The sequence below is a fragment of the Corynebacterium sp. HMSC076G08 genome (genome assembly GCF_001811515.1).
In the GTDB taxonomy this organism is placed as follows: Bacteria; Actinomycetota; Actinomycetes; order Mycobacteriales; family Mycobacteriaceae; genus Corynebacterium; species Corynebacterium hiratae.
In genome coordinates this window covers 56,955-69,821 of the sequence record NZ_KV805017.1, presented here as the reverse complement: position 1 = coordinate 69,821, position 12,867 = coordinate 56,955, and the positions used below count along the sequence as shown (strand labels likewise).

Here is a 12,867-nt window from a genome sequence, read left to right as displayed (position 1 = left end):
GGACTCCGTGTCCAAAAAGTCCATGGACATAACAAGGCTAGGAGAAACTAGTGCTCCGGCTTCACGATCGGGAAGAGCACGGTCTCGCGGATGCCCAGGCCGGTCAGCGCCATGAGCAGGCGGTCCATGCCCATGCCAGCACCGGCTGTCGGCGGCATGCCCTGCTCCATGGCGGCGAGGAAGTCCTCATCCAGCACCATGGCTTCCTCATCACCGCCGGCGGCAAGGCGGGCTTGGTCCTCGAAGCGCTCGCGCTGGATTACGGGATCCACCAGCTCCGAGTAGCCCGTGGCCAGCTCGAAGCCGCGCACGTACAGGTCCCACTTCTCCGTCACGCCCGGCTGGGAGCGGTGCTGGCGGGTCAGCGGGGAGGTCTCAACCGGGAAGTTCTTCACAAAGATCGGGCCCTCGAGCTGGTCCTCGCAGAGCACCTCCCAGATCTCCTCCACCAGCTTGCCGTGGCCCCAGCCGCCGTTCTTCGGGACGTCGAGCCCGATGACGTCGGCAATCGCCTTGAGCTCCTCGACGGTGGAGTCGATGGTCACTTCCGGCTGGCCGGGGAACTTGCGCTGCAGAGCCTCGTTGAGGGAGGGGTACATTTCAATCTCCGGCCACTCTTCGCCGCCGAGGTCATACTCCGTGCCATCCGCCAGGGTGACGGTGGTGGAACCGAAGACTGCGCGGGCCACCGACTGGATGGACTCGCGAATGGTGCGAGCACAGTCGCTGTAGTCGCCCCATGCCTCGTAGGTCTCCAGCATGGCGAACTCCGGGGAGTGGGAGCGGTCAACGCCCTCGTTGCGGAAGTTGCGGTTGATTTCAAAGACGCGGTCAATGCCGCCGACGACAGCGCGCTTCAGGAAGAGCTCCGGAGCGATGCGCAGGTAGAGGTCGATGTCCAGGGCATTGGAGTGGGTTACGAACGGGCGGGCCGCCGCACCACCGTGGATGGTCTGCAGCATCGGGGTTTCGATCTCCACGAAGCCCTGATCCTCCAGGTAGTTGCGCAACGCACGCATGACCTTCACGCGGGTCATGGCATTCTTGCGGGCCTCCTCGCGCACGATGAGATCGTTGTAGCGCTGGCGCACGCGAGTTTCCTCGTTCATGTCAGCGAAGGAAACCGGAAGCGGGCGCAAGGACTTCGCCGCCATGGTCCACTCGGAAGCCATGACGGAGAGCTCGCCGCGGCGCGAAGCAATGACGCGGCCGCGTACGGAAATGAAATCACCCAGGTCAACGTCAGACTTCCACGCGGCGAGGCGCTCCTCCCCTACCTCCGCCAGCGACAGCATGGCCTGTACCTGGGTGCCATCACCATCCTGCAAGGTGGCAAAGCAGAGCTTGCCGGTATTACGCATGAAGATAAGGCGGCCGGCGATGGCTACCTCGACGTCAGTCTCCTCACCCGCGCTGAGGTAGGTGACGCCCTCTTCCGCGGCCGGCTCTTCGCCCTCTGCAACGACCTGGAACTGCTGGCGGAGATCCCGCAGGGAGATCGTGCGGTCCACGGTCACCGGATAAGGCTCGGTGCCGGACTCCAACAGTCGGGCGCGCTTCTCGCGGCGGATGCGCAGCTGCTCGGGGACGTCAGTAACTTCAGTATTCTTCTTCTCGCTCACGGTTGTCTAGGGTAGTCGATCCCCATACGCTGGCGCGATCCCGGTTCACAGAGTGTTCATCTAGCCGTTAGACAGCATCAACCGCGCGGCCATCTCAACCGTATTAACTCAGTGCGTCCGTTGCGACATCCCCGCGCAACCAACGAGTTCGATTTTTGGAGCATATTTTCATGACACTCAACGGCCGCAATCTCTTGGCTAACATGTTTACCTCTTCTCGTTCTTCTCTTACCTGCACCTACAAGTGCGGTAATGCCTGCTTCGGCGAGTGCGAGAACACCTCCGATAACCCTTACTTTGGTGACCAGTTCTCCCGCCGCACTGCTCTGCGCGCCGGTGGTCTGGCCGTCGTCGCCGTCGGTGGCTCCTCTGCGCTGGCTGCGTGTGCCGCGCCGGATGACAACGGGTCTGCGGCTGGCAGCTCCTCCAACAAGACCAGCGAGGTCAAGGGCTCTGACATCGAGCTCACCTCCGCCGAGGGCATGCACTTTGAAGCCGTGGAGGCCAACACCAAGGATGAGGTCGTCATCCCCAAGGGTTATGAGCAGTCCGTCCTGATTGCCTGGGGTGACCCGGTCATCGAGGGCGCGCCGGAATTCGACGTCAACAACCAGACTGCCGCGGATGCGGAGAAGCAGTTCGGCTTCAACAATGACTTCGCCGGCCTCATCGAGCACCCGGATGACAAGAACCGCATGATCTACATGTGCTCGCACGAGTACACCACCGAGCCGATGATGTTCCCGGACTACGACCCGGAGAACCCTACCGAGGAGCAGGTAAAGATCGGTTGGGCTGGCCACGGCCACACCATCCTCGAGGTCTCCAAGGTGAAGGGCTCCGGCGAACTCAAGCGCGAGTTCGGCCCGCTCAACCGCCGCATTACCGCTACCACCCCGTTCACCCTGGTGGGCCCCGCTAAGGGCACCGACCTGGTGAAGACCTCCGCCGACCCGAAGGGTGAGAAGGTCCTGGGCACCCTCAACAACTGCTCCGGTGGCGTGACCCCGTGGAACACCATGCTCTCTGGCGAAGAGAACTTCGACCAGTATTTCGCCGGTGGCGATGTCAAGGATGAGAAGGCCGCTGAATCCCTCAAGCGCTTCGGCATCGAGGAGGGCCCGTCCGAGCGTAAGTGGGAAAAGTACGATGACCGCTTCGACGTGACCAAGGAGCCGAACGAGCCGAACCGCTTTGGCTGGCTCGTGGAGATCAACCCGCTGGACCCGAAGTCCACCCCGATTAAGCACACCGCTGTGGGCCGCTTCAAGCACGAGGCCGGCAACATCCACATCACCAAGGATGGCACCGTGGTCTGCTACTCCGGCGATGACTCCCGCTTCGAGTACGTCTACAAGTTCGTCTCCTCCAAGAAGTACAAGGAGGGCGACCTGAAGCACAACATGACCATCCTGGACCACGGCACCCTGTACGTGGCCAAGATGGAGGGCAACTCCCCGGAGAAGGAAATCGACGGCTCCGGCGTCCTGCCGGAGGACGGTGCTTTCGACGGCACCGGTGAGTGGGTCAAGCTGCTGACCTCCGATACGGAGAACAACAAGTTCGAGTCCCACGTGGACGGCATGTCCGCCGAAGAAGTCGCCGTCTTTACCCGTGAGGCCGCCGATAAGGTGGGCGCCACCAAGATGGACCGCCCGGAGGACGTTGAGGTTCATCCGGAGACCGAGAAGGTCTACATCGCGCTGACCAACAATAAGTACCGCGGCGCCACCGGCGAGAACGCTAAGAAGAACAAGGAAGACGCCAAGGAATGGGCTCCGGTCAAGGAGAACAAGAACGGCCTGGTCATGGAGCTCGAGGATGACCACGCCGGCGAGAAGTTCACCTGGAACCTCTTCCTGGTCTGTGGTGACCCGCGTGAGGCCAGCACCTACTTCGGTGGCTTTGATAAGGAGAAGGTCTCCCCGATTTCCTGCCCGGATAACCTGGCCTTCGACAACCACGGCAACCTGTGGATCTCCACTGACGGCAACGCGCTGGACTCTAACGACGGCCTCTACGCCGTGACCACCGAGGGCGAGACCCGCGGCGAGCTCAAGTGCTTCCTCACCGTCCCGGCGGGCGCGGAGACCTGTGGCCCGATCGTCGACGATGACCGCGTCATGGTCAACGTTCAGCACCCGGGCGAGTCTGATGACGCCACCTTCGACAACGCCACCTCCCACTGGCCTGATGGCGGTAAGTCCACCCCGCGCCCGGCCGTGGTTGTGGTGTGGAAGAAGGGCGGCAAGATCGGTACCGAATAAGGCACCGACGTTGCGTAGTGCGCACTCTTAGGCGGTGCGCAGCTGCGCCTCCAGCACCTCCTGTGCAAAGTCCCACAACGGGGTTGCAACGCCAGCTTTGACGCCCATGCGTCGGATCGCTCCGACCTGGGCGTCTAATTCGTTGGGAAGCCCCTCCTTGATATCGCGCTGCATCGAGGACGTACTGTCCGGGTGCTGCTGGCGGGCGAACTCCATGGTCTGTTCCACCACGTTCTCCGGCAGCTTCACGCCGAGTGCGCGCCCGACGGCCTCGACTTCCCGCATGAATGCCTCAAGCTGGCCGGGGATTTCCTGGCAGAGGTAACCAATCGGTTTATCCACCAAGGCGCCCAGAGTTCCTGTCGGGGTAACGAACATGGCTTTCGACCAAACGTCGACAAGCGCGGCGTCATGGAACTTGCTGGAAGCCCCAGACTCCTTCAGCGCCGCCGCCAGTTCCTCGCCCGTGCGGCGCAGGGACTCCGGCGCATCGGCACTTAGCGGTCCGAAAGCCAAAGCCAAAGGCCCTGGGTTGCGCTTGATCCGTGCCGGCGCCAGGCGCGTGGCATAGACGCGAGCGACACCGGCGAGGATGTTTTCCTCCCCGAATTCCTCGGCCGCCAAGTACGGAATCTCGACCGAGTTGTGCGTGGTCACCACCGGGATTCCCTGCAGCGCCTCGCGGTCCTCCGCGCTTCCAAAGGTCTCGTTGCCCGGCAGCGCCTTCGACGCGATAATCGCCACGTCCAATCCGCCCAAGAGTTCTTTGACCTCAGCAAAGGTGTGGGCAGCCGGGACCTTTATGACCTCGGTGGTGGTGGGTTCCGCGTGGGCGTCGATCAGCGTCACGCCCGTCTCCCCCAGCACCCGCAAGGTCTCACCGCGAGCGACGAAGGCGACGTCGTGGCCCGCTGCTTTCAGTTTTCCGCCAAAGTATCCGCCGATGGCGCCGGCTCCCAGAATTCCAATCTTCATGTCTCCAACCTAGCTGGTGGAGACCTGCGCCACAGACTTTTATCCGCGCTGTTCTAAGTTTCGGAACCCAATTCCCAACGGCACGCCCGCGTTATCGATGAGCCGCACCCCACCCACGGTGGCGGCGATAAAGAGGCGGGCATCGCCCTCTGCGGGGGCCTCACCCAGGTCGCGCCCGCGCAGCTCCACGTACTCCGGTTCCACGCCCGCGGCAGCCAACACCTCACGTGCCACGCGCACGACTTCCTCGGCCCCGGATTCCGCCGCGTACGCACCGGCGGTGAGTGCCGCTGACAAGGCGCTGGCTTGCTCACGGGCCTCCGGTGCGACGTCGGCATTGCGCAGGCTCATCACCACCCCATCGGGCATACGCACCGAGGGCACGCCCTGCACACGCGCCGCAATGTGGAGGTCCGTAAAGGCCTGCTGGGTGGCCACGAGCAGCTCGTAGTCCTTCTCCCCCATGAACACATCGCTGGGACCCAGCGCGCAGGTCAGCGCCACAATGCGGGTCAGCTCCGCGCTCACGTCCTCCATGCCGTGGTCGGGTGCAAGGACCCGCGTGCGCTGACTCTGCTGGTCGTAGCGCCACACCACATCAACCCCATCGAGGGAAGAGATGTCCGTCTCCGGGTCCACTGCCACGACCACGATGCCACCGCGCACGCGTTGTGCTGCCTGCACGAGTGCCAGGTGCCCGGCGTGAATATCGCGGCCGAGTGGCACCAGCACTACGCGCTTGCCGGTCTTGCGGTAGGCGCTGCCGACCATGCGGATGCGCTCGTTGTCCTCCACTAGGAGTTGCTCTGCCACGGCGCTTCCTTTCTTACTGCCCACAGTTCCAGTTCTTCCATGTTCTTCTTCTCACCCACCATGCGGGCGACGTCGCGGTAGTTGCGCGCCATGCCCAGCTCCACGGCGGCGGGGTAAGCATCGATGATGTCGCCAGCGTCAAGGTCGAAGGAACTGCCCATAAAATCTTCGATAATCCCCGCCTTAAGCGCCGCCCACGCGCTGAGTTCACCGAGCATCTCCGCGTAGTACAACCGCGCGGCTCGCTCGGCACGTTGTGCCGCCGGCACCGTTTCTGCAGTTTGGTGAATCTCCGAGAGCAGCAACCCAATGACGGTCTCCGCCACCTCATCGAGGGTGCCCACCGCGTAGGAGTCGCCCAGGGGAGCTGCGGCAATCGTCAGGCACCCGCGCGTTTCCAGCTCATCAAGGGCTTCCACCCCAGCCAGCAATGAGGTGTGGATGACGATTTGCTTGGGGCGCACGTGCTTTTCGACGTCCCCCACTGCCCCCTCCAGCTCCCTCGCCGTCGCGGCGAGAATCAGCGCATCGAAGCGGTCCAGCTGGGCGGGGTCCTCAAGGCTCTCGATGGTATGGCCCGCCCACTCGAGGCGTCGCGCGAAGTTAAGGCCGGCCCGGGAGCTACCCCAGACCGCCACCCGCATGCGTGGTGCCTTCATCTACTTCTTGTCGCCCTTGTTCTGCTGTTCCTGCTGACGCTTGCGGCGTGCCATGAGCTCCGCCACGGAGACCGCGCCCTCGCGGTGCTCATCGCTGCGGCGGCGGCCACGGGTGCTGGTCTGTGCGGTGTCTGCCTCCGGCTTGCGGTGGCGGTGGTGCGGCTGGGCCGGGGCAGAGTTCTCCTTGACGTGCTGCCCGCCCGCGGCACCCTGGTTCCACTGCACGGCCTGGAAGCTATCGGTCTTGAACTCCGGTGCCTTTGGCTGGGGCTGTGGCTTCTCAGTCTTCGGCTGGGGTTGAGGCTTCGGCTGCGGCTTCTGCTGTGCCGCCTGCGGCTGAGGCTGTGTTTCGGTCACTGGGCGAAACGCCGAGGGACGGTTCTGAGAAGGCTGCGGCGCGCCGAAGGCCGATGGTGCTGGGCGGGTGCCCTGCTGATCTGCGGGTTTCCCGGCGGGCTGCTCGGCTGGCTTCTGCGTGGGTTGCTGAGCAGGCTTCGCGGCTGGCTTCGCCGCCGGCTGCTGGGCGTTGGCACGGGCGTTATCCGCCAGCAGATTGTCCAGCGGGTTGCTCACCGGGTGGGTCGGCTGCGAGCCGAGGCGGCCTGCGACGGCGTCGGCAGACGGCGCGCCGCCGGACTTCTGGGTGAAGTTCACGTTGGGGGCATCGCCGCGCTCATCCACGCCAGCGCCGCCAGCCTTGCGCTCCAGCTCCTGGATGCGGCGAGCCTCCGCATACAGGGCGGCCGGCTCGTAGACCCACTCGCGCCCGGAGATCTCCTCGATCTGGGTGCGGATGGCTTCCAGCTCCGATCGGATCTCCGCCAGGACCTTGCTGTTATCCGCGCTCGAAGCACCGGAAGCGGTCAAGGTGGATGCGGCATGGGCGCGCTCCACCGCCAGAAGCTCCTTGGCCTCATGGGCCTGACGGCGATAGCGCACCACCAAGAAGAAGCCCAACACCGCGGCCCACAGGGCAGCCAGCAGGGCAATCTTCAGTGCGTTCGCCGAACCCGAAATCAACATGACCAGGCTGGCGATGACCGCGAGGATGACGAGGATGATAAGCCCAATAGAACCAGCATCCGTCTTCGAACCGTCCTGGGAAGACTCCGCCGTTGTCGGTGGCTGAGAGTCCGGCTGCGCAGAAAACTGGGTGGTCGGGCGATCATCCGGGGCCGACTCGTACTGGGGATCAGGGGCGTGGTGCGGGCTCGTCATGCCCACTAACTTACCGCTTGTGCCCCATCAGTTGGAGGTGGCACCTCGCAGTGTCGCTCCAACACCACTCCGGCAACACACATCGCGGCACCGCCCAGCGCCGAAGACACCACCCCGGCCAGGTCACCAGCCGCAGCGACGAGCTCACCGGCGCGCGGCACCACGTAGACCGCCATGCCAGCATAGGCCCCGCCCACGATGGCCCCGGTCCACGCCGAGGCTTTGCCGACAAGCAGGAATTGCGCGATGGTCATGGGATTGAGCTGCGAGTTATCCAGGCCGATACCGTGCTCGTCCTCCTTGGCACCGCGCACCTTGAGCGTCAACAGCACGCACACCAGCGCCATAGCCCACAGAGAAATCGATACGGTTGCCGGAATGGCCAGCATGGAGCCATAAAAGCGGGTGGTGAGGATGGCAGCCGCCGCAGCCACGAAGAGGGCGGTGCCGACAAGCGCGCCGATCGACGTCCTCGTCATTACTCCCCCAGTTCCTTCACCGCAGCGACCTCGTCCTCATCGAGGTCGGCGATGAGCTCGCGCACCGGGGTGCCGTTGAGCTCCGCGTGCTCATCCGCGGCCAACCACGGCACGAGCACGAAGGCCCGCTCGTGAGCATAAGGGTGCGGCAGAGTAAGTTCCGGATCTTCGGAGGTCACGCCGTCTATCTGTACGATGTCCACGTCCAGGGTGCGAGGACCCCAGTGCCGCACCCGCACACGCTCAGCGGCCTCCTCCAGCTTCTGGCCGCGGCGCAGCAGCTCCAGCGGGGTGCAGTCCACGTCCACGATGAGCACCGCGTTGAGGAATTCATCTTGGTCGGTCACGCCCCACGGCGGGGTGGCAAAGACTGGAGAGGCAGCGACGGTCTCCTCAGCAAACTCGTCAAAGACGGTCTGCAGCAGCGCGCGGCGATCCTCCATGTTGGAGCCGATGGACAGCACGGCGCGCATTAGCCTGCCATCCTCTTCCGGGAGCGGCGGGCCACCACTGCCACGTCCGCGAAGGTGCGCGGGATGGGCGCCTTTGGCTTATGAATGGTCACCTCGATGGCGTGGAGAATCTCAAAGCGCTGCATCGCGGTCTCAGCAACTTCTTCAGCCACCGTCTCGATAAGGTCCCGGGAGGGGCCCTCGACGATGTCTGCGGCGACGTCGGCAAGCTCGGCGTAGTTCACCGTGCGGGACAGGTCATCCCCGATTCCCGCGGTGTCCAACCAACAGGTGACGTCCACGATGAAGGGCTGCCCCGTCTTTTTCTCTTCCTCGAAGACTCCGTGGTAGCCAAAGCACTCCAGGCCGGTGAGTTCGATGCGATCCGCCATGTTTTATGCCTTTCCCAAAGAAGTGGACACCACTGTTCCGCCGTCCGCGCCGTTGGCGTAGCTGCCGGAGGCATGCGCGCCGCCGGTGTAGGCCGCGCCCGCGTTCCAGGCCGCGGCGACATCCACGGCATCGCGCGAGACTTCCACCTCGTGCACGCGCACGCCCCACGCACCCATCTGCGCGGAGATGGCAGTCACGGCGGCGGTGGCCGGATCCGCGAGCAGCGGGCTGGACTCGGCACCGCGATCCTCCCGGATGGCGGCGAGGAAACGCTTGCGGGACGCACCCACCAACAGCGGGAATTCGCCCTGGAGGAACTCCGGCAGAGCCTTGAGTAAAGCCCAGTTATCCTGCGGGGACTTGGCAAAACCCAGGCCCGGGTCAACAACGATGTTGTCGTGGCTAACACCGGCCTGCAGCGCGTTATCGGCGAGCTTCGCCAGGGACTCGTGGACATCGCGCACCACATCCCCGCCGTGGTCGGCCACACCGGCGGCCGAGCCGAACTGGACGGTGCGCCAGTGCATGAGGCAGACCGGCAGGCCGGTTTCGGCCATGGTGCGGTACATGTGCGGGTCGGCCGCACCTCCGGAGACGTCATTGATCATGTCCACGCCGGCCTCCGCAGCGGCTTGAGCAACCGAGGCCCTCATCGTGTCCACGGAGGTCTTAATCCCCTCCTCGCGCAGCGCCTTGATGACGGGCACGACGCGGCGCTCTTCCTCTTCGGCCGCGACACGCACCGCACCCGGGCGGGTGGACTCGCCGCCCACATCAATCATGTCCGCTCCAGAGGCCACCAAGTGCCGGGCGTGCGCGATGGCGTCGTCGACATTAATCCAGCGCCCGCCGTCGGAGAAGGAATCCTCCGTGACGTTGACGATGCCCATGACCAGCGTGCGGCCGGGAACGGTGAGATCACTGACTGCCATTGCTGCTAGCTCCTAATCAGGCTCATGACCTCCGCGCGGGAGGCCGCATTCTTCTTGAATCCGCCGCGCACCGCGGATGTCGTCGTGGTCGCCCCCGGCTTGCGGATACCGCGCATGGCCATGCACAGGTGCTCGCACTCGATGACGACGATGACGGACTGCGCGTGGAGGACCTCCACCAGCGCATCGGCGATCTGGCTGGTGAGGCGCTCCTGGACCTGCGGGCGCTTTGCGTACATGTCCGCCAGGCGAGCCAGCTTGGACAGGCCGGTGACGTGGCCGTCGGAGCCAGGGATATAGCCGATGTGCGCCGTGCCGTAGAAGGGCACGAGGTGGTGCTCGCAGGTGGAATAGATGGGGATATCGCGCACGAGGACGAGCTCTTGGTGCTCCTCGGCAAAGGTCTTGTGCAGGACCTCAGTCGGGTCCTGGTGGAGACCTGCGAAGACCTCGGCATAGGCGCGGGCCACGCGGGCCGGGGTCTCGCGCAGGCCCTCGCGGTCGGGGTCCTCGCCCACTGCGATGAGCAGCTCGCGGATGGCTGCTTCGGCGCGCTCGTGGTCGAAGTCGCGCTGCGCCGGGATGTTATCGCTCATTGGTGTCGCCATCCTTGTACGGGTTGTTGCGGTGTTCATGTTCTCCCCAGCCGGGAGCGCCCCAGGCGTGCTCCTCCGGCTTGGCGTGGCGGCCGCGGCGTTCCGGTTCGCGTGGCTGCGGCTGGTGTTCTGGTTGGGGCTGGGATTCTGGCTGCGATGCGGCGGCATCCGGCACACGCGGAATCTCTTGGGTGTCCTCGTGGCTGGGGTCAGCCTGTTCTGGGGCAACAGTTTCTTCCTGCGCCCCATCGCTGACCGCTTCGTCTGCGCTGAGCTCGCGACCGGTGGGCTCGGTGATATCGGACTCGCCGAAGAAGGTATTGCCCTTCTCCGGATCCACGTAGTCACCCGCGTGCTGGCCGAAGCTGAAGCCAATCTCCTCGACCGATGCCTCCGATGTCGCGGCGGCGGCCTCGTCACCGTTTTCCTTCGCGCGTTCGAGCTCCGCGTGGCGGCGCTCGCGGGCGGCACGGGAGGCGTCGAGAAGCGTCATGCGCTTCGGCAGCTCCTCGCCGCGCTCCTGGGCAAGCTCGACCGGGGTCTTTACCGGCTCGCGGCCGGCCTGGCGCGGGAAGCGAGCGTCCTCGTTCGGGAAAACGTCGAAAGCCTCGCGCGGCTCGATGCCCTCGAAGATGCCCTCGAGGTCCGGGCGGCGCAGGGTTTCCTTCTCCAGGAGCATCTCGGCGAGCTTATCCAGGTAGTCGCGGTGCTCGGACAGGATGTCATAGGCCTGCTGGTGCGCGCGGTCCAAGAGGTAAGCCATCTGCTCATCAATCTTGGCGGCAATGGCATCGGAGTAGTCGATGGTCCCGCCGCCACCCATCTGGCTGAAGGGATCGCCCTGCTCCTTGCCGTACTTGACGGTGCCTAGATCCGGCGAGAAGCCGTACTCAGTAAGCATGGACCGCGCAATCTTGGTGGCGTGCTCGATATCGGAGGAAGCACCGGTGGTCGGTGCGCCGAAGACCAGCTCCTCAGCGGCACGGCCACCCATGGCGAAGACGAGGCGCGCGAAGAGCTCATCGCGGGTATACATGCCCTTGTCATCTTCCTGCGCGGTCATGGCGTGGCCGCCGGTGCGGCCGCGGGCCAGGATGGTGACCTTGTAGACGCGCTCAATGTCCTTGAGCGCCCAGGCGGCCAAGGTATGACCGCCCTCGTGGTAGGCGGTGACCTTCTTTTCATGCTCGGAAATGATCTTGCCCTGGCGGCGCGGGCCGCCGACGACGCGGTCGGTGGCCTCCTCCAGCGCGTCATAGGTAATGACGTTGCCGCCGATACGGGCGGTGAGCAGGGCAGCCTCGTTGAGCACGTTGGCCAGGTCCGCGCCGGACATGCCGGCGGTGCGCTTGGCCAGCTGCGCCACGTCGACCTCCTTGGCCAACGGCTTGTCCTTGGCGTGCACGCGCAGGATCTGCTCGCGGCCGGCCAGGTCCGGGTTGGTCACCGGGATCTGGCGGTCGAAGCGGCCCGGGCGCAGCAGCGCCGGGTCCAGGATGTCCGGGCGGTTGGTAGCGGCGATGAGGATGACTCCCTCACGGTCACCGAAGCCGTCCATCTCCACGAGCAGCTGGTTGAGGGTCTGCTCGCGCTCATCGTGTCCACCGCCGGTACCGGAGCCGCGCTGGCGGCCCACGGCATCAATCTCATCAACGAAGATGATGCACGGGCTATTTTCCTTCGCCTGCTTGAACAGGTCGCGCACGCGGGAGGCACCGACGCCGACGAACATCTCCACGAAGTCGGAGCCAGAAATGGAGTAGAAGGGCACACCGGCCTCGCCCGCCACGGCACGGGCCAGCAAGGTCTTACCGGTGCCCGGCGGGCCGTAGAGAAGTACGCCGCGCGGGATCTTCGCGCCGAGGGCGTGGTAGCGCTCCGGATCATCGAGGAAGTCCTTGATTTCCTGCAGCTCATCCACGGCCTCGTCCGCACCGGCCACATCCGCGAAGGTGTTGGTCGGCATATCCTTGGTCAGCTCCTTGGCCTTGGAGCCGCCAATGCCAAACATGCCGCCAGCGCCCTGCTGCATGCGCGACATCATCCAGAACAACAGCGCGAAGAGCAGCAGCATCGGCAACAGGAAGCTAATCATCGAGCCGATGAAGGAATCCTGCGTGACCTTCGTTTGGTACTTCTCAGCACCGGAGTCCTTGACCGCGTTAAAGACCTGCTCGGAGGCGCGTGCCGGGTACTTGGCAATGACCTCCTCGATGCCCTCCTGCTCTTCCACCGTCACCGGCTTCTTGAGCTTGAGGCGCAGTTGCTGCTCGCGGTCGTCGATCTGCGCTTCCTCGACGTTCTTGGAGGTCAGCTGCTCCATGGCCACCGAAGTGTCCACCTGCTTGAAGCTGCGGGCATCGTTGGTAAAGAACGTGAATGCGTACAGCAGGATGAGAACCAGGCCCGCGATGGAGCCGTAGCGGATGATGTTCTTGTTTTTCATTAACTACCTTGCACA

Annotated in this window: 12 protein-coding genes; 1 reads left to right on the top strand and 11 read right to left on the bottom strand. The window is 64.6% G+C overall.

Features of this window, described 5'->3' with window-relative positions; all coding sequences use genetic code 11:
* Nucleotides 1-47: 47 nt before the first annotated feature.
* Nucleotides 48-1,622 (bottom strand): lysine--tRNA ligase, encoded by a 1,575-nt coding sequence (gene lysS / locus HMPREF2806_RS03465; RefSeq protein ID WP_046647207.1) that lies wholly within the window; start codon nucleotides 1,620-1,622, stop codon nucleotides 48-50.
* 170 nt (nucleotides 1,623-1,792) lie between these two features.
* On the opposite strand from lysS, the gene HMPREF2806_RS03460 reads away from it, so the two are divergent.
* Complete coding sequence (locus HMPREF2806_RS03460; RefSeq protein WP_070511113.1) at nucleotides 1,793-3,889, top strand: PhoX family protein; 2,097 nt, start codon at nucleotides 1,793-1,795, stop codon at nucleotides 3,887-3,889.
* A 27-nt stretch (nucleotides 3,890-3,916) separates the two neighbouring features.
* Here the strand turns inward: HMPREF2806_RS03460 and HMPREF2806_RS03455 are convergent, their stop codons facing one another.
* The 10 genes from HMPREF2806_RS03455 to ftsH are packed head-to-tail and all read right to left on the bottom strand — an operon-like array spanning nucleotide 3,917 to nucleotide 12,852.
* Nucleotides 3,917-4,864 carry a 2-dehydropantoate 2-reductase gene (locus tag HMPREF2806_RS03455; protein ID WP_049154717.1) on the bottom strand — a complete coding sequence of 316 codons (948 nt, stop codon included), beginning with the start codon at nucleotides 4,862-4,864 and terminating at the stop codon, nucleotides 3,917-3,919.
* 39 nt (nucleotides 4,865-4,903) lie between these two features.
* The gene (locus HMPREF2806_RS03450) at nucleotides 4,904-5,635 is read right to left on the bottom strand and encodes a pantoate--beta-alanine ligase (protein WP_070516221.1); all 732 of its coding nucleotides are present in this window, start codon (nucleotides 5,633-5,635) and stop codon (nucleotides 4,904-4,906) included.
* A 23-nt stretch (nucleotides 5,636-5,658) separates the two neighbouring features.
* Complete coding sequence (locus HMPREF2806_RS03445) at nucleotides 5,659-6,336, bottom strand: Rossmann-fold NAD(P)-binding domain-containing protein (protein ID WP_083306496.1); 678 nt, start codon at nucleotides 6,334-6,336, stop codon at nucleotides 5,659-5,661.
* Nucleotides 6,337-7,554: a DUF6779 domain-containing protein gene (locus HMPREF2806_RS03440; protein ID WP_070516217.1), complete on the bottom strand. Its 1,218-nt coding sequence runs from the start codon at nucleotides 7,552-7,554 to the stop codon at nucleotides 6,337-6,339.
* Between the two features lie 5 nt (nucleotides 7,555-7,559).
* A complete protein-coding gene (locus HMPREF2806_RS03435) occupies nucleotides 7,560-8,033 on the bottom strand; it encodes a DUF3180 domain-containing protein (RefSeq protein ID WP_046647203.1) in 474 nt (157 codons plus the stop codon).
* On the bottom strand, nucleotides 8,033-8,506 hold the full coding sequence (folK, locus tag HMPREF2806_RS03430) for a 2-amino-4-hydroxy-6-hydroxymethyldihydropteridine diphosphokinase (protein ID WP_070516215.1): 474 nt from the start codon (nucleotides 8,504-8,506) through the stop codon (nucleotides 8,033-8,035). Before folK ends, HMPREF2806_RS03435 begins: the two co-directional genes overlap by 1 nt.
* Nucleotides 8,506-8,877, bottom strand: a complete 372-nt coding sequence (gene folB, locus HMPREF2806_RS03425; RefSeq protein WP_049154714.1) for a dihydroneopterin aldolase — start codon at nucleotides 8,875-8,877, stop codon at nucleotides 8,506-8,508. Before folB ends, folK begins: the two co-directional genes overlap by 1 nt.
* A 3-nt stretch (nucleotides 8,878-8,880) precedes the next feature.
* Nucleotides 8,881-9,810: a dihydropteroate synthase gene (gene folP, locus HMPREF2806_RS03420; RefSeq protein ID WP_070516214.1), complete on the bottom strand. Its 930-nt coding sequence runs from the start codon at nucleotides 9,808-9,810 to the stop codon at nucleotides 8,881-8,883.
* A 5-nt stretch (nucleotides 9,811-9,815) separates the two neighbouring features.
* Nucleotides 9,816-10,406: a GTP cyclohydrolase I FolE gene (folE, locus tag HMPREF2806_RS03415; RefSeq protein WP_046647199.1), complete on the bottom strand. Its 591-nt coding sequence runs from the start codon at nucleotides 10,404-10,406 to the stop codon at nucleotides 9,816-9,818.
* Nucleotides 10,396-12,852, bottom strand: coding sequence for an ATP-dependent zinc metalloprotease FtsH (ftsH, locus tag HMPREF2806_RS03410; protein ID WP_070516212.1), 2,457 nt, complete (start codon nucleotides 12,850-12,852; stop codon nucleotides 10,396-10,398). The genes folE and ftsH overlap by 11 nt, the downstream gene beginning before the upstream one ends.
* Nucleotides 12,853-12,867 lie beyond the last annotated feature (15 nt).